This window comes from Streptomyces sp. NPDC004031 (assembly GCF_053604375.1).
This window is the reverse complement of record NZ_JBSGHL010000049.1, coordinates 35780-53083: the sequence shown is the minus strand read 5'-3', so window position 1 is coordinate 53083 and position 17304 is coordinate 35780. Positions and strand designations below refer to the sequence as shown.

Sequence of the window (17304 nt, the reverse complement as noted above, 5' to 3'; positions counted from 1 at the left end):
AGACGGCCGTGCCGGGCCCCGGCCGCGCCGCTTCCGGGTGGGCGGCGCGAGCGGCGCCGTCGGACGGCGCGGCGGACGGTGGGGGATCGGCCGTGGGTTGTCCGTGAATGTGACCCGATTACCGCACCGCGTGATGCGTACGTTGGTACGGTTTCATCGCTCTTACGAGGACGGCCTCCGCGGCCGTCGGGCACAGGGCGGGGGCAGGGGGAGGACGGTCGTGGGGACGACGGGCAAACCGCAGCTGGTGCTGGTCCACGGCATCGGCGGGCCGCGCGAGGTGGACGAGGAGCGGCACAGCTGGAAGAGCGCGCTGGCCGAGGGTGCGAGGAAGGCCGGGTACGCGGACGCCGTGTCGGGTCTGACGATGGACTGGGCGGTGGACACCGCCTTCGCCCACTACGGCGACCTCTTCGGATCCGGCCGCCACGAGCAGGGCCCCGGCGGGCCGGAGGAGGACGAGGAGCTCGCGCTGCTCACCCTCGCCGTCGTGTGCGAGGTCATCGACGCGTTACCGGTCCCGTCCGAGCCCGGTCAGGCCGCCGCGCTCGCCCGGCTGCGGGTCCAGGCGGAACCGGAGCCGGTGGACCCGGCCGGGCGGCCCCTGGAACAGGAGGGAGTGGGCGGCGTGGTCCGCCGGGCCGCGGCGGTGTGCGCGAAACTCGCCCGCTTACCCGGGGTGCAGACCGGCGTGCAGCGGGCCAGCGCCGTCCGGGCCTTCGGGATCCTGTCCCAGCCCGGACGCTACCTGCGCCGCGGCGAGGAACGACCCGGTCCGGACGGCCGGACGACGACGCTGGACGCGCGGATCAGGGCCCGGGTGCTCGACGTCCTGGATCCCCGGCGGCCGGCGATCGTCGTCGGACACTCCCTCGGCTCCGTGGTGGCACTGGAGGCCCTCGCCGAGTACGGGGGTCCCGTCCCGCTCTTCGTCACCCTCGGATCGCCCCTCGCGACCAACGCGCTGATCTGGCAGCGGCTTTCGCCCCGGCCCCCTGCGGTGCCGCCGACCGTGGAGCGGTGGCTGGACCTCTGGGACGGCGACGACCCCGTCGTCCCCCGGCGCCGCCTCGCCGACCTGGTGGCGCCCGGCCCCGGCGGGGTACGGCCCGAGCCGGTGCCGCTGTCGTCCCGGGCCCTGTGGACGCATCCGGCCACCACCTACCTGCGGCGCGAGGAAGTCGCCGAACCGGTGATGGCCGCGGTCGCGCGTCTTTCCGCCGTCCCGTCATGAACGCGGTGGTCCCGGACCCGGTCCACCGGGCCAGGCACTGCCTGGTGGTGGCGACCCAGTGCGAGGCCGAACAGCCGCTCACCGGTCTCGTCGAGGTGGCGGAGGAACTGCACGGCGTCCTCACCGACCCCGCGCTGGGCGCCTGCCGGGGGAGCAGGACACCCGCCGCGCAGCTCGTGCGGTCGGGGCGCGCCGACCAGCCCGCCGTCGAGGCCGCGGTCCGGGGAGCCATCGTGCGGGCGGGGGAGGCGCACGCCGTCCTCGTCCTGGCCTTCGTCGGCCACGGGCAGTCGCCGCGCGGTGCGTCGCGCCTCTACTACATGGCGAGCAACTCCCTGCCGGAGGACGCGAACAGTTCGGTCGACGTGAACGGCCTGATCACGGCGGCGGCCAACCAGCAGGGCGTGGCCGGGGTCATCGTGCTGCTCGACACGTGCCAGTCCGGCGCCGGGCTGGCCACGTCCGAGGCGCTGGCCGGAGGGTTCCAGGGCGGTCAGGTGCGGGTCGCGGTGCTCGCCGCGGCCCCTGCCGGGGAACCCGCCTACGCGCTGGACTTCACCCGGCAGATCACCCGGCGGATCCGGGAGGGCTTCGACGACGCGGGCGAGTTCGTACCCGTGAGCTTCTACCGCGACGCGCTGATCGGGGCGTTGCGGAGCCAGGACGCCGTCGCGCTGCTCTACGACGGTGTGCCCGCCGCGTCCGAGGACGGGCTGTGGCTCGCGGTCAACGCCCGGCGCGGGCCGGTGAACACCACCGGGGGACTGGGCCGGATCGGACGGGCCGACCTGGCCGCGGCACTGCGGGCGTGGCCGCAGGGGACCGAGACCGGCGAGACCGGCGGCCGGGACGGTCTGCTCAGGCTGCGCGAACTCGCCGCCCGCAGCCAGGACTTCGCCGCGCTGCGGGTACGCGAGGTGGCCGACGCGCTGCTGCTGGCGCACGACACCGCCGCGTTCCTGCTCAAGTGGGCCGGGCGTGAGCTGACGAGCTACACGGTGCACCGGGCGATGGCCGAACTGAACACCCTGCGGCGCGACACCCACGAACCGCTGCGCGCCGACCCGGGACTGTCCGGCAGCGGCCTGCTCACGTACTTCCTGGAGCACGCGGCGCTGCGCCAGACCACCATGGACGGCCGCCGGACGCCGGTGCAGGCCGTGGCCCGCTGCGTGGTCGCCGTCGCCGAGGCCTGCGAGCTGGACGCGTCCGGCAGCGACGTCCAGCAGTGGGCCGACGCCCACGGCGTCACGGTGGAACTCAACGACGCCCGCGAGTGGTCCCGGTACCAGCAGCGGCAGCGCGAGACGAGCCTGGTGGTGAGCCTGCACGCGGCCCGTATCGACTGGCCCGACTCGCTGTCGGTCTGGCTGCGCAGGGGCGAGGAGACCCTGCCGCTCAAGTCCTTCCCCTGTGTGCCGACGCAGGCCGGCGTCGAGGAGGCGCTGACCGAGGTGGTGCACTGGGCGGAGGACCAGCTCCCCGCCGACGCCCGGCTGCACCACATCGACATGGTGGTGCCCGCCGCGCTGCTGCCGACCTGGCGGCCCGAGGAGGTGGAGGTCGGCCTCTACCTCCTCGGCGTGGACCGCACGGTGGTGCTGCGCTGGACCGACCGGCTGTTCGTGCCCCGCCACTTCCGCGGCATCAACGACACCGCCCGGACCCGCCTGACCCAGTGGCAGCACCACGTCCTCACCACCGGCCAGGCACCGGTCGACTGGCTGGACCCGCTCGCGACGGGCGACGGGAAGCATCTGCGCGACCAGCTGCGGAAGGGCTCCTACCAGTGGGCGATCGGCATCGGCCAGCGCTCGCGCGACTTCACCGAACTCGTCCAGACCCTGCTCCCCTACACCCCGGTGCTGCTGTGGCCGGGAGAGGAGCACCACGTCGTGCACGAGCCGCCGCCCGCCCTGGCGCGGTACTGGGAGAAGCTGCCCGCCGAGTTCGTCCGCGCACACCAGCTGCGCTGGTCGGGGCAGAGCGGCACGGCCGACTGCCCGCCGGGCGCCGAGGACGGCGACGACCGCCTCGCGGAACTCGCCGAACTGCGGGCCGCGTGGCACGACCTGCCCTGGCTCGACTTCTGCCGGTGGTTCCAGGGAAACGTCATGCTGTCAGCAGGGAGTGCGCGATGAGCTGGAACGCCTACTACAACGGCACGGGCAAGCCCCACGATGTCGTCCTCCCCGAACCGCCGCCGTGGCGGACCTTCCCCCGCCGTTCCGCGCCGCACACCTTCCAGCCGCCGCAGGGACTCGTCGACGCGGTCAACGCCGCCGTCTTCCTGCACCGCCCGCTGCTCATCACGGGTCCGGCCGGGAGCGGGAAGTCCACCGTCATCGAGCAGGTGGCCGACGAACTGCGGCTCGGCCCCGTGCTGCGCTGGCACATCACCTCCCGCAGCACGCTGTCCGACGGGCTCTACCGCTACGACGCGCTGGGCCACATCCACACCCTCCGCCTGGCCCAGTCCGCGCAGCGACCGCAGGCCGAGCCGGAGCCCGGGACGGAGCCGGAACGGGACACGGCCGCGCACGCCCCGGACGACATCGCCGCGTTCCTCCAGCTGGGGCCGCTGGGAACGGCCCTGCTGCCCGACGCCACCCGGCCGCGCGCCCTGCTCATCGACGAGATCGACAAGAGCGACCTGGACCTGCCCAGCGACCTGCTCGACGTCCTGGAGCGCGGCGCCTACGAGATACCCGAACTGGTCCGCAACCGCCGTCCGGTGGTGCCGGTCCGGCGCTGGCGCGGCGACGGCGAGGAGGCCGCGGACGAACTGCCGCCCTACGGGATCCGCAACGGCCGGGTGCAGTGCGACCGCTTCCCCTTCATCGTGATGACCAGCAACGGGGAGCGGGAATTCCCCGCGCCCTTCCTGCGCCGCTCCATCCGCTACGACATGCCGCCGCTGTCCGCGGACCTGCTGCGCTCCGCGGTCGAGGCACACGTCGGGCAGGCGGTGACGGACGAGGCCTCCGCCCTGGTCGACGAGTTCGTCAGCCGGGTCGCGCGCGGGGAGGCGCTGGCCGTCGACCAGCTGCTGAACGCCGTCAAGCTGGTGACGGACAGCCAGGGGCCCACCGGGGAGCAGCGCGAGCGGCTGATCCGCTACCTGCTGCGCAACCTGTCCGGGGCGTGACGTGCTCGGACGGGTGCTGGACGCCCTCATCGGCGTGCTGCCGCCGGAATACCACGACGCGGCGTTCGTCGCGGACGTCCTGTGGCTGGCCGCCGCGTCCGGGCAGCAGCACGGGAGCGCAGGTGAGGACCCGTCCGCCGCAGCGGACGTTGCTGCGGCGCCAGCACCGTCCGCATCCCCGCCGCCGGCCGCCGCGCTGCCGCCGCCGGAACCGCCCGCAGGCCGCGCGGACCCCGCAGAAGGCGCGCGGCACACCCCGTACCGGCTGTACGAGAACCATGACGCGCAGGAGGACACCGGCGGCGCGCGGGTGACCGTCGCCTCCGGGCGGGCCCTGCCGCAGGCAGTCGAACTGGCCCGCTCGCTGCGCCCGTTCATGCGCCGCTTCCGCAACGGCCGGCGCTCCGGCCTGGACCTGGCCGCCACCATCGACTCCTACAGCCGCGGCGGCGAACTCCTCCCGGTCATCGGCCCGTTGCCGGAGCGATGGTTCGACATCCTGCTGGTGGTCGACACCCACCTGTCCATGGAGGTCTGGCACGAAGCGGTCGAGGAGTTCGCCGCGCTGCTGGAGAACTCCGGGGCCTTCCGCCAGGTGCAGCGGTGGCGGCTGTCGACCGAACCCCATCCGTACGTGACGGACGCCCACGGCCGGCTCGTCGGCTCGCACGGTGTGACGTCCCCCGACGGCCGCCGCCTGGTGCTCGTCGTGTCCGACTGCGTCGCACCCGCCTGGTACGGGGCCGAGGTGTGGCAGATGCTGCGCGACTGGGCGGGCCGCGGATCGCTCTCCATCGCCAACCCGCTGCCGTCACGCCTGTGGCACCGCACCGCCCTCGACCTGCCCGCGGTCCGGGTGCGCAACCGGCTCCCCGGCGAGCGCAACACCGCTCTCACCTACACCGTGCCCCCGCACCTGCGCGCCGTACTGGGCGACACCAGCCGCTACGTGGCCGTGCCCACCCTCACCCTGACCGCCCACGCGCTCCAGCGGTGGGCGCGGGGACTCGTCCGGGGCGCGCCCGAAGGGTACGAGGCGGTGCTGGTGACACCGTTCGGCGGACCGGAGTCGCCGTTCACCGGCTTCCCGTTCGGCGAGGCGGAGTCGCCGTTCACCGGGCCGGGCGGCGCCGGGGGCGAGTCCCCGTTCACCGACCCGCAGCCGCCGGACCCGCCGGGCGCGGGCCGTGTCCCCTGGGGGGAGGACGAGGGCGGACCCGGAAGCCCCGACCACGTCCGGGCCTTCCTCCGCACCGCCTCGCGCCCGGCCATCCGGCTGGCCGCGATCTGCAGCCCCTTCCGGCGGCTGAGCCTGCCGCTGATCCAGCTCATCCGCCAGGAGGTCATCCCCGAGGCGACCACGTCCGACATCGCCGAACTGCTGATGAGCGGCGTGCTGGAGATCCGCACCTCGGAGCAGGACACACAGCTCGTCACCTTCCGGGAGCAGGCCCGCGCCCCGCTGAGCAAGATCGCCGGACGCCATGACGCATGGCAGGTCCTCGACGCGCTGAGCCGCTACATCGCCGAGCGGACCCGGCTGCCGGGCCGGGGGCTGAACGCGCTCGCCGCGCTCGACACCGACGAACTGCCGGAGTCCCTGCGGCCTTTCGCCTATGCCTCCGCCGAGGTCATGGCGGCGCTGCGGGCCGGGGCGGAGCGCACCCGGTGGCTCCCGGCGGACGGCGGACCGGCCGGCGCCGCGGAAGCCCGGCACGAGCTGCCGGACCCCGCGGCGAGCGCCGCCCTCCTGGTCGGTGACACCACCACGGGCAGCGGGCCGGGCCCGTACGCGGACGCGGTGGTCGCGGCTCTGGACGACGTCGCCGCCCTGCTCACCTCGCCGGACGGGTGGAACCTGCCGCCCGACCGGTGCGTGCGACTCGTCGATCCCACGAACGGGCAGACGAGGGACGCGATCGCCCGGATCGCCCCGACGGCGGCCGACGCCCTGCTCGTCTACGTGATCGGCCACGGGGAGGGCGGCACGGAGCGGTCCCCGGGCCTGGGGACACTCCCCGGCGGCCCGGTGCCCACCCTGCGCAGTCTCGACGTCGCCCACGTCGTGGTGATCCAGGACCTGTGCCTGCCCGCAGAGGCGGAGCACCCGTCCCCGCCCCCGGACGCGGGCCGCCAGAGCACGACGTGGCTCACGGCGCGGTACGCGTCCGCGGGTCCGCCGGCCTTCACCGAGGACCTCCTGCGGACGGCTGCGGAAGGGGTGCCCTCCGCGCCGCCCCTCCTGACCGCCCGCGCACTCGTGGGCAGCGCCACCGCCCTGGCGCAGGGCTCCGCCGCCTACCGCGTCTCGGGCGTCCGGGAGGAGGACCACGAGGCCGCCCCCGCGCTGGTCCGCAACCGGGCCTCCGCGCCCGCGCGGACGGAGGCCCCGTCCGACGCGTCCGTGGAGCGGCTGCTCGCCCGCGTCCTCGGCGAGCTGCGGCTGGACGAAACGGCGAGCAGGGTCGCGGCCGCCGCGGAACGGGTGATGGGCACGTTCGTCGGCTTCCTCGCCGCGTGGACGCGGGGACGGCGGGAGCAGGGCCGCGACGCCTTCAGGGGCCGGCTGGAGAGCTTCCTGGCGGCCGGGGAGGTGAGCGTCGAGGAGGGGCTGCAGTTCGCCCTGCACTGCCGTGCGCGCGACGAGGACCCCACGCTGGTGGTGCCGGTCGAGGTGCTGGACCTCTCCGGCGGATCGGTCTGGCGGCGGGCGGGCCCGTCCACCGGTGCCGCCCTCTCCCCGGACGACCGGCTCGCCTCGTTCGCCGTGCTCGTCACCCTCGGCGGGACCAGGGACCGGCAGCGCACCGCCCTGGCCCAGCGGGTGACCGTCGCCCGGGAAAGCGGGACGGGCACCTGCGTGGTGACCCTGCACCTGCCCGTCGACGCCCCGCCGCCGGACGCCCCGCCCGCGCCCCGGCCGCCGTCGGCGGCGGTCCCGCCGCCCGGCTCGGTGGCGGAGGCCGTCGAGGCCTACTGCGCGTCCCTCAGCGAGCGGGCGGTGGCCGAGGGATGGCACCTGCGGACGCTGCTGCCCCCCGAGGACGTCGTCCTGCCCGAGGGACTGACCGAACCGCTGATCGTCTCGGTGCGCCCGCACACCCCGGAGATCCCCGGGTTCCCGCCCGACGACGACGAGGGCGGCGAGCTGCACGTGCCCGGCCGCGTCTTCCTCTACGGCCTGGTCCCGCACCGCAACCTGTCGTCGACGCACAACATCACGGTGCTCGCGGTGGAGAACGGCTTCGCCTTCGTCTCCACGGAGCTGGCCGTCACGCTGGTGTTCCTCCGGCGGCCGTCCCTCCCCGCCCACGACGTCGAGCTGCTGCGGGTGGAGGCCCCGCGGCAGGGGCAGTTCTAGACGGCGTGCGCGACCTGGGGGCCGTAGGTCTGGAAAGCTGAGCGGACGAACGTGATCTGCGCCCCCGCAGGCGTGTGGTGGGCGCCCGACGCACCGGGAAGGTCACCATGCCCCGCAGGTTGTACTGGCGGCCGGGCAGCCCCCGCCCGAGGCACGAGCTGCCCGACGCCCTCAAGCGTGCGATCGCCCCCTGGCTCTGGGGGCACGACGGAGGCGGACGCGACAGCGAGGAGTGCCATCTCACCAGGGACGACATCGACAAGCTCCAGGGCTTCGCGGACCAGGGAGTGGAGGGCGCGAAGGAGCTGATCGCCGCGATCCGCGAGAACGACGGCGGTGTGGTGGTGTGGATCTCCGGCCATGCCGTACGGCCGCTCAGAGACCGCTGACCGGCACCGCCGCCCGCACACCGGTCGGGGTGGCCGGGTCGAGCGCCGCCGCGACGACCAGCTCCTCCAGGTCGAGCATCAGCGCGTGCACGCCGTCCGCGGACACATGGTGGGTGTCCACCTGGATCTCCAGCTCCACCGTGTCCTCGGCCGCCCCGACCTGGACCATCAGCGTGTCCAGGTACGTCTCGAACGGCTTGCCCCAGCGCAGGGCGCTCCCCGCCCGCGCGGCCTCCAGCTCCTGCCGGGAGGGCGGCACCCGGCCCGGCGGTTCGGCGACCGCGCCGAGCCTGCGGTCGTTGAACAGGCAGGAGGTCTCGACGGATTCGCCGCGCTCCCGGTCGACGCGGGCGCGCAGCGCGTCCAGCGCGCCCGGGTCGTAGTAGGCGTGCTTCGAGCACAGGGCCAGCGCCCGCCGGGTGCGCGCCACGACCTCTTCGAAGGAGGCGTCGGCGACATCGACCATGAACAGGCCGTTCACGGAGAGCGGGTGGGACACCCCGGCCAGCCCCGGCCGGAACCGGTTGCTGACGACGACCTGGATCAGGGCGGGGGTGATGCCCGTCAGCCGCGCCACCGCGACCGCGTACGCGGCGAGCAGCACCGAGGACGCCGTGTCGCCGGTACGGGCGGCCACCGCCTTCGAGGCCAGGTGCAGGGCGGGGGAGGTGAAGACGCCGAGCCGGTAGCGCGGTTCGCCGCGCTCGACGCGGGGGCCGAACCGCCGGGGTCCTGCGGTGCGCAGCAGACGCTCCCAGTGGCGCAGCGAGATGTCGTTCTGCCGCCGGGCGGACGGTGTCCGCTGGAGCGCGGCCAGTTCCAGCGGACCCATCGCGGGCGCCGGTCCCTCCGCCCCGCCGGTGCCCCGGTCGCGCTCGGCCAGTTCGCGGAGCATGACGGCGATGCCGCCTCCGTCGGTGGCGATGTGCGAGATCGTCACCACCACATGGGTGACCCGGCCGTGGCTGCGCACCGCCGCCATCCGGATCGGCCACTCCTCGGCGTGGTCGAACGGCGTGGCCTCCCACTGCTCCGCCAGCTCCCGCGCGACCCGGTCCGGGTCGCCGCCGTCCGGGGTGTCGAGTATCCCCAGCTCGGCCCGGCCCGAGCCGTACACCTCCTGCACGGGATCGCCGTCCGCGCCGGTGCGGACACGGGCCCGCATCGAGGCGTAGCGGCTGAGGAAGAACCGCAGTTCGGCCGCGAGGTGGGCGACGTTACGGCCGTCGGTGACGGGCACGGCCCCGCCCATGCTCATCGATGTGCCCGCCTGCCCCATCAGCGTCCACACCTTGCGCTGCCCCCAGGTCAGCCCGCCGACCCCGGCCCCCGCCCCCTCGAAGGGCACCACGACCCGGTCGGTCATCCGTACCCCGCCCAGCAACGCCCCCGGTACCGGTCCAGCCATCGCCCGCCGCCCCTCGACATGTCCGCCGTGCCCCGACACCAGCCGGGTCATCCTGGGTCCGGCGCCCCCGGCTCCGCAAGGTTTTGAGGAGATCCAGCAAGAACTGCAACCATTCGACGGAAGCACCCGTCACACCACGATCACCCGCTCCAGTACTGACGCTGCGTCGGCCGGAGCGGGATCGGTCCGCGGTCGGTGGGCGGGTGGGCCGGGGGACGTGGGCGGGGGTTCGCGGTGGGCCGCGCGGTATTCGGTCGGGCGCAGGCCCTTCAGTTCGCGGAAGCGGCGGTTGAAGTTGGACAGGTTGCGGTAGCCGCTGCGGGTGGCGACGGTCGTGACCGGGAGGGACGTGGTGGTGAGGAGGGCGCAGGCGGTCTCGATGCGCAGCTGGTTGACGTAGTCGGTGAAGGTGCGGCCCATCGCGGTGCGGAAGAAGCGGCTGAAGGAGGTCGGGGACATGTGCACCAGGGCGGCGACCTCGTCCTGGTGCACCGGGCCGGTGTGGGTGTGCTGGAGGTGCCGGCACACCGCGTCGATACGGCTGCGTACCGCGCTGCCCGGCGCCGGGGTGTAGCCGGGGCCGGTGATCGCGGTGGGGGCGGCGTCCGCGGCGAGCCGGCACAGCACGTCCAGCAGCGTCACCGTCTGCGCCGCGGCCTCCGCCGCCGGGAGCGCGGCCAGCAGCGCCCGCGTCCCGTCGTCGACACCGTCGAAGCGCAGGCCGCGGACGGAACGGGCCAGCAGGTCCGCGAGGGCGTGGAACTGCGGCAGGGCGAAGAAGCCGGGGCCGAGGAAGTCGTGCCGGAACTGTGTCACCGCCGCCCCGGCCGGTCCGGCGTCCGGGTCCGAGACGAAGGTGTGCGGCAGGTCGGGGCCGAGCAGGACGAGATCCCCCCGCCGGTAGCGCTCGACGGTGGTACCCACATAGCGGGTGCCCGAGCCCTCGGTGATGAGGGTGAGTTCGTACTCGCGGTGGTAGTGCCAGCCGAAGCCGTACGCCGCCTCCCGGCGGAGGTAGCTGAGGAGCGTCGTGCCGTCGGGGGAGTGCGGCTGCTCGTAGCGCGGCTTCACGCGGGCGAGCGTAGCCCGGACGAGCGCCGCCGGGTAAGTGTCAACTGAGTACCGGAAGTGGGCAACACAGACGTGGCAGCACCCGTGCCCCGCCTGCGACCGTGATCCCCGCCCCACCCCCGGACGCAAGGAGTGACACCGAAGTGACCGTGACCACGGCAACCGGGACCGACGAACTGGACGTTCCCTATCCGGGCCTGCCGCCGACCGCGGCCGCCGACTTCAACCGCGACGGCTTCGTGCACCTGTCCGGTGTGCTCTCGCCGGAGACGGTCGGACGCTACGAGCCGGTGATCACCGCGGAGGTGATCCGGCTGAACACCCAGCACCTGCCGCTGGGCGAACGCGACACCTACGGCAGGGCGTTCCTCCAGGTGACCAACCTGTGGCGGGAGAACGAGAGCGTCAGGCGGCTGGTCTTCTCCCGGCGGCTGGCCGGTATCGCGGCGGCCCTGCTGGGAGTGCACGCCGTCCGGCTCTACCACGACCAGGCCCTCTACAAGGAACCGAGCGGCGGCATCACCCCGTGGCATGCCGACCAGTACTACTGGCCGCTGTCCTCCGACCGCTGTGTGACCGTCTGGCTGCCGCTCCAGGAGACGCCCCTCGCGATGGGCCCGCTGGCCTTCGCGCGCGGCAGCCACAACTTCGCGCACGGCCGCGACCTGCCGATCTCCGACGAGTCCGAGCGGCAGCTCGTACAAGCCCTGGCCGAGCAGGACTTCGAGGACGTCGTCGAGCCGTTCGCCCTCGGCGACGCCAGTTTCCACCGCGGGTGGACCTTCCACCACGCCGGCCCGAACGGCGGTACGCAGCCCCGCCGTGTCATGACGGTCATCTACATGGACGCCGACATCAGGGTCACCGAGCCCGCCAACGCCCACCAGGCGCACGACCGCGCCTGGATGCCCGGCGCCGCCGTCGGCCAGGTCCCCGCCACCCCCCTCAACCCCGTCCTGTACGACGGCGCTCCGGGAACGCGCGGCTGACGGACCGCCCACGGGGCGGGTGCGCGGGCCCGGAACCCCGGGAGGCTCCGGGCCCGCGCACCGGGCCGGTCATCAGCGAACGGAGACGCCGCGGGCGGGCACGGCGGTCAGGCGGTCAGCTCGGGGCCCACTGGTAGGTCCTGGGCCCGACGAGCGTCGTCCAGACCGCCCCGTCGGCCGAGCCCTGGACGGACAGCGTCTGGGTCCTGGGGGCGAAGGTGTACGGCAGGGCGATGCCGACCGCGGTGGCGGTGGCCGGTGCGCCGAGGTCGACGGTCAGGGTGGAGGGCCAGCCGCCCGCGGCCGCGCTGGCCACACTCTGCCAGTACGTACGGGTGTTGCCGTCCACCGCGTTGGCGGCGGGCAGCCCGGAGGCCGAACTGCTGGCGGTCACCGGGGCGCCGACGGCCAGGTTGCGGCCGGTGGCGTCGTAGACGGCGAACTCGCCCGCCTGCGCGCCGGTCTGCGCGCTGTTGGCGGTGTAGGTGAGGCGTACGAACCGGCTGTGCACACCGGCCGGCAGCGGGATGGTCACCACCTCGCCGTCCGTCACCGCCTGGGTGTCCTCGCTGAAGGCGACGTTCACCGGTGCGCTCGCGCCGGTGAACTCCCTGGCCGCGTCCGCGCCGAGCACCGCGACGTCCAGCGTGCAGGCCTCCAGCAGCGTGGCGTTCTGCACCGCGGCGTTCCGGCACACCGCCAGCGCGTTGTCGTGGACGTTCTTGGGCAGCTGGTTCTCCCAGAAGGGCGTGGTCGGGTTGGCGTCCGCGCCGCTGTCGCCGCAGACCGCGACCAGCGACTGGCTGTCCGGTACGCGCCAGCTGTTGCCGTAGACGTTGTAGAGGGTCTGCAGGTCCAGCGGGATGGGCAGGACCAGGCCGGTGCTGGTCTTGAGCTGGTTGGTGGTGCCCGGCGCGTTGGCCAGCAGCCCGACCACCGGCTGCGGGTAGGAGCCGAGGCCGACGTGGACGTCCACGTAACCGGTGTTGACGGTCGCGGCCATGCTGTCGCCCTGCGGGTCGGTCACGACGTACTGGCTGCCGTCGCGCACGATCGTGTCGCCCGAGGGCAGGGTGATCCTCGCGCCCGGGTCCAGCGAGGTGGCCGAGCCGTTGACGACCAGGCCGCCGGCCGCGCACACCGCGACGGTGTCGGCGCCCATCCGGGTGGCGACACCGCTGTTGACCGACGCGCCCGGCCAGCCCAGGGAGGCCCCCGAGACCTGGTGGGACTGGACGGTCATGGCCGAGGACCTCGCCAGGGTGAAGGTGCCCTCCGCCTGGAAGTCGTAGTAGGTGCCGCCGAAGGTCTGCAGGTGCGTGTCACCGGTGCCCTTGGCGGCCGCGCAGGAGGGCGGGGTGGTCAGGATATTGCTCTGCCGGCTGCGCAGGGACGGCGAGGGGCCCGGCCCGTAGACGGCGGTGGTGACGAGGTTCAGGTTGTTGGTCTCGCCGGTGAACCCCTCCATCAGGCAGGTCGGCGCGGTCGTGGTGCCGTTGTGGGTGACGGTCTGCACGGTGATCGTCGAACCGGGGTTGAACTCGGCCTCCGAGGCGCCGCCGTCGCCGCCGATCATGAACTCGACCGCGTTCCAGGCCGTCGACAGGCCCAGCGTGCTGTCCGCGGTGGCCGCGCTGACGGTACCGGTGCCCGTCGACATCACCACGGTGTCCGCTGTGGCCGTCACGTTCCCCGACAGGCTCAGGTTCGCCAGGTTGGTGATCGGCTGCGCGGCCACCGGGACGGCGGGCCCGTTGCGGTAGCAGTTGAAGGAGTACGTCGACCAGCCCGCCGGGCAGGCCGCGGAGTAGCCGAGCAGCCAGAACTGGATGAAGGCCGCGCTGCCGGCCGAGCCGGGGTTGGAGAAGACGAACTGCTCCCAGCCCTGGCAGCCCGCGTGCCCGGCGCACAGCGGGCTGCTGAACGGCGCGCTGTTCAGCTGGAGGGAGTACGAGTCGGCGACGCCGCCGCCGGTCTCGCTCGTCACGCCGGAGACCTCGGTGAACGAACCGGTCGCCGCGGTCATGCCGGGTACCCCGGCGGAGTAGTCGATGCCGTCGCCGACCACGTAGGGCGTGGCGGCCGAGCCGGTCGCCTTCCGCGCGACCGCGGGCAGGTGCGGCGCCGCGGCGCCGCCGCCGGACCGCGGCGCGTAGGTCCGGTCCGGCGCCGTGGCGCAGGCCGCGCCCTGCCAGGTGAGCGCCGGGTAGGTGGCGGTGTAGCACCCCTTGCCCGGCGTGGCGAGCTGGGAGATGGCGCTCTGCCACTCCTGCGGGGTGGCCGTCGAGCGGCCGGACGGGCCGGCGACGGCGCCGGGAGGTACCAGCATCGTCGTCAGCAGGGCTGCGACCACGGCCGCGACGAGGGCGACGAGGCGTCTGACGCGCCGTCTCGTCCGGGTGGAGGGACCGTCAGGAGACATGGGTGCACTTCGCTTTCTCGCGGGAGGGACCCACGGGCACCGTGCCGGGTACGGCGGCGGGGGCGGGCGGCACAGCGGCGCCGGACGGCGGGGTCCGTGCCGTCCCGGAACGGGTTGCCGTGGGGTGGGGGGTGACGCGGTGGCACTGGCGTACGTGGGGCGTGTGCGGTGGCGCCGTGGGACGTGGCCGCGTCGTGCGTGGCGCGGTGGAGCGCGCCGCGCCGCACGAGGGCTCTGCCGACGCATGGTAAGAACCCGTTCACGTAACGTCGATGTTTCGCCCATGCGGCCCCGTGGCCGAGAACAGAGCACCGCCCGGAACCCCGGGCGGCCGGCGGAGCACACCGCGGTGCTCCGCGGACCGCGCGAACTGGACACCTGTTCGGCCGGGCGCGGGGCGGCCGCCCCGGCGCCGCTGGCCGGATCGCTCCGGCCTGCGCAGAGAACCCCAGCACAATCGACCGGCCGCGCCCGGCGGTTCGGCGTACCCGGGGTGATGCCGCGTGCGCCCGTCCGGTCCCGGGTTCATCGCAGAGGCTTCCACCGGCGCGGTTCTCCCCGTGGTGCGTTCGGGGGAGGCCCCGGGCGGCGGTCCGGCATCCCGTGTCCTTCGCCCGGCCGGACGCCCGGCCCTGTTTACCTGAGCGGATGGACCACATCACCTTCCTCGTGGGAACGGTCATCGTCACGGCCCTGGCGTTCGACTTCACCAACGGCTTCCACGACACCGCCAACGCGATGGCGACGTCCGTCGCGACCGGCGCGCTGCGCCCCAAGGTCGCCGTCGGCATCAGCGGGGTGCTGAACCTGGCGGGGGCCTTCCTGTCCACGGAGGTGGCGAAGACGATCTCGGGCGGGATCGTGGACGACGCCCTGGTCACACCGGGGATGATCTTCGCCGGGCTGGTCGGCGCCATCCTGTGGAACCTGACGACGTGGCTGCTCGGGCTGCCGTCCAGCTCCTCGCACGCGTTGTTCGGCGGCCTGATCGGCGCGGTGTGGGTGGGCGCGGGCCGCAGCGGGGTGAACTTCGACAAGGTGCTGGAGAAGATCGTCATCCCCGCCGTCGCCTCCCCGGTGGTGGCGGGCCTGACCGCTCTCGCCGCCACGTACCTGGCGTACCGGGTCACCGCCCGCGCACCGAGGGACGGCGTCTCACGGGGCTTCAGGTCCGGCCAGATCGCCTCCGCCTCGCTGGTCTCGCTCGCGCACGGCACCAACGACGCGCAGAAGACGATGGGCGTCATCACCCTCGCCCTCATCTCCTGCGGGGCACTCGGCCAGGACGCGGGCCCGCCGGTGTGGGTGATCCTGACCGCGGGGCTGGCCATCGCGAGCGGTACGTACGTCGGCGGCTGGCGGATCATGCGCACCATGGGCAGACAGCTCGTCGAGATCGAGTCGCCGCAGGGGTTCACGGCCGAGTCGACGTCCGCCACGGTCATCCTCAGCTCCGCCGGCCTCGGGTTCGCGCTGTCCACCACGCAGGTGTGCTCCGGCGGCATCCTGGGCGCCGGAGTCGGCCGCCGGCTCGCCGAGGTGCACTGGAACACGGCGGGGCGGATGGCGCTGGCCTGGCTGGTGACGCTGCCGGCCGCCGCCGGGGTCGGCGCGGTCGCGGCGGGCGCGGTGGTGCACGGCGGCACGCTGGGCACGGTGCTGATCGCGGTGGCCGCGGCCGTCGTCGCCGTCGTCGTCGTCCTGCTCTCGCGCCGCAACCCGGTGCACGCCGCGAACGTCAACAACGCGCCGGGCACCGCCGCGACCCCGCCGGCCGACGCGGAGGCCGGGGCGTGACCGCACTGGGCACCGACCGGGAGGCAGGAGGCACCGCATGGACGTGAAATGGGGATCGCTGGCGGAGGTCGCGGTGGTGAGCTTCGGCGCCACCGTCGGCGTGGTGCTGGTGTTCGCGCTGGGGGTGCGCGCGCTGGCCGGGCGCGCGGCGGACCGGCCGGCCGGCCCCGCCCGCAACGTCGCTGCGGGAGCGTGCTTCACGGTGTGCGCCGCCGCGGTGGCCTACGGGCTCTACCTGCTCGTCCCGCAGTTCCACTGACCCGGCCGCCGCGTGGCCCGCGGGCCCCGACGTGGCCGAAGACCTGCTTCCCCGGCGGGACCCGCTTCCCGACCATGGCAGCGTGACGCCATCCACCACCCCGTCCGTGGTCACGCTGTCGAACAGCGCGCTCGCCGCCCAGGACCGCTTCGGCTGGTACGTCGACGTCATCCAGGACCGGCTCGCGCCGCTCGCCATGGCCAGCCCCTACGCCCGGGACTTCCCCGCCGAGATCGTGCACACCGATCTCGGCGCCGCACAGCTGGCCCGCTTCTCCTTCCCCGCGCTGGACGCCACCCGTACGCCCCGGCACATCCGGCGCGGTGGCGCCGAGGCCTACATGCTGGGACTCGTCCACCGCAGCCCCATCCAGGTGACCCAGCGGCGCGCGAGCGTGGCCGTCGACCGCGGCGGGCTGGTCTTCTTCGACATGGCCTATCCGCTGGAGGCGGTGTTCCCGGACCTCACGGAGCGCTCCGTCGTCACGATCCTCCAGCTGCCCAGGGCCTCCTTCCCGCTGCCCGGTGACCGGATGGAGCGGCTGTACGCAAGGCCGGTCCCGACCCGCGGCGCCACCGGATCCCTGCTGCGGCACCTCATGGGCACGGCCCTCGGCCAGGTCGCGGACCAGACGGTGGCCGAAACCCTGCGCCTGGGCACCATCGCCGTCGACCTGGCGGCCGCGTTCCTCGCCGGGCACCTCGACGCGGCCGGCCTGCTCCCGGCCGACACCCGGAGCCGGGCCCTGAGGGCGAGGATCGAGGCCTTCATCGAGGCGAACCTCGGCGACCCCGGGCTCACCCCGGGGGTCATCGCCGCCCGCCACCACATCTCGGTCCGCACCCTGCACCAGGTGTTCGGCAGCGAGGCGGAGAGCGTCATGGCCACGGTGCGGCGCCGCCGCCTGGAACGCTGCCGCGACGCCCTCGCCACCCCCGCCCTGCGCGAGCAGCCGATCGGTGTCCTCGCCGCGCGCTGGGGCTTCTCCAGCGCGGCGGAGTTCAGCCGGGTCTTCAAAAGGACGTACGGCACGACACCCCGGCAGTTCCGGAACGAGACGGCGGCGGCGGCGCGGACCTCGCGCTGAATGCACATTCGCCGCGCACCGGCGGCCTGCTGAACGGGCGTGCGGAGCACGACGATAGGGGCCCGGCGTCGGGGGGGGGCGCCGGGCCGCGGACGGTTCGCGGCAGCGCCGCCCGTCCGTGCGGCAGGGCGGAGCGCCT

The 17304-nt window shown here is 74.2% G+C and carries 12 protein-coding genes; 9 read left to right on the top strand and 3 right to left on the bottom strand.

Annotated features, from left to right (window positions below):
• The first annotated feature begins 220 nt into the window (after nt 1-220).
• The 5 genes from ACWERV_RS27100 to ACWERV_RS27080 all read left to right on the top strand — a co-directional run bounded on the left by ACWERV_RS27100 (nt 221) and on the right by ACWERV_RS27080 (nt 8132).
• Nucleotides 221-1234: a hypothetical protein gene (locus ACWERV_RS27100; protein WP_452937742.1), complete on the top strand. Its 1014-nt coding sequence runs from the start codon at nt 221-223 to the stop codon at nt 1232-1234.
• Complete coding sequence (locus ACWERV_RS27095; protein WP_452937739.1) at nt 1231-3375, top strand: vWA-MoxR associated conflict system protein; 2145 nt, start codon at nt 1231-1233, stop codon at nt 3373-3375. The genes ACWERV_RS27100 and ACWERV_RS27095 overlap by 4 nt, the downstream gene beginning before the upstream one ends.
• Complete coding sequence (locus tag ACWERV_RS27090; RefSeq protein WP_452937736.1) at nt 3372-4382, top strand: AAA family ATPase; 1011 nt, start codon at nt 3372-3374, stop codon at nt 4380-4382. Before ACWERV_RS27095 ends, ACWERV_RS27090 begins: the two co-directional genes overlap by 4 nt.
• A gap of 1 nt (nt 4383) precedes the next feature.
• Nucleotides 4384-7743 carry an SAV_2336 N-terminal domain-related protein gene (locus ACWERV_RS27085; RefSeq protein ID WP_452937733.1) on the top strand — a complete coding sequence of 1120 codons (3360 nt, stop codon included), beginning with the start codon at nt 4384-4386 and terminating at the stop codon, nt 7741-7743.
• Between the two features lie 107 nt (nt 7744-7850).
• On the top strand, nt 7851-8132 hold the full coding sequence (locus tag ACWERV_RS27080; protein WP_452937731.1) for a hypothetical protein: 282 nt from the start codon (nt 7851-7853) through the stop codon (nt 8130-8132).
• Here the strand turns inward: ACWERV_RS27080 and ACWERV_RS27075 are convergent.
• Together ACWERV_RS27075 and ACWERV_RS27070 are read right to left on the bottom strand one after the other, a co-directional pair.
• Nucleotides 8119-9540, bottom strand: coding sequence for a condensation domain-containing protein (locus ACWERV_RS27075; protein WP_452937728.1), 1422 nt, complete (start codon nt 9538-9540; stop codon nt 8119-8121). The two genes, ACWERV_RS27080 and ACWERV_RS27075, sit on opposite strands and share 14 nt — an antisense overlap.
• 129 nt (nt 9541-9669) lie before the next feature.
• On the bottom strand, nt 9670-10611 hold the full coding sequence (locus ACWERV_RS27070) for an AraC family transcriptional regulator (RefSeq protein ID WP_452937725.1): 942 nt from the start codon (nt 10609-10611) through the stop codon (nt 9670-9672).
• Between the two features lie 143 nt (nt 10612-10754).
• Between ACWERV_RS27070 and ACWERV_RS27065 the strand changes: the two genes are divergently transcribed.
• Nucleotides 10755-11600, top strand: coding sequence for a phytanoyl-CoA dioxygenase family protein (locus ACWERV_RS27065; RefSeq protein WP_452937722.1), 846 nt, complete (start codon nt 10755-10757; stop codon nt 11598-11600).
• Nucleotides 11601-11715: 115 nt separating this feature from the next.
• Here the strand turns inward: ACWERV_RS27065 and ACWERV_RS27060 are convergent, their stop codons facing one another.
• Nucleotides 11716-14022: a discoidin domain-containing protein gene (locus ACWERV_RS27060; protein WP_452937719.1), complete on the bottom strand. Its 2307-nt coding sequence runs from the start codon at nt 14020-14022 to the stop codon at nt 11716-11718.
• Between the two features lie 648 nt (nt 14023-14670).
• Between ACWERV_RS27060 and ACWERV_RS27055 the strand changes: the two genes are divergently transcribed.
• From ACWERV_RS27055 to ACWERV_RS27045, 3 genes are all read left to right on the top strand, one after another.
• Complete coding sequence (locus ACWERV_RS27055) at nt 14671-15819, top strand: anion permease (protein WP_452937717.1); 1149 nt, start codon at nt 14671-14673, stop codon at nt 15817-15819.
• A 37-nt stretch (nt 15820-15856) separates the two neighbouring features.
• On the top strand, nt 15857-16078 hold the full coding sequence (locus ACWERV_RS27050; protein WP_398183769.1) for a hypothetical protein: 222 nt from the start codon (nt 15857-15859) through the stop codon (nt 16076-16078).
• A gap of 82 nt (nt 16079-16160) precedes the next feature.
• A complete protein-coding gene (locus tag ACWERV_RS27045; protein WP_452937714.1) occupies nt 16161-17165 on the top strand; it encodes a helix-turn-helix domain-containing protein in 1005 nt (334 codons plus the stop codon).
• Nucleotides 17166-17304 lie beyond the last annotated feature (139 nt).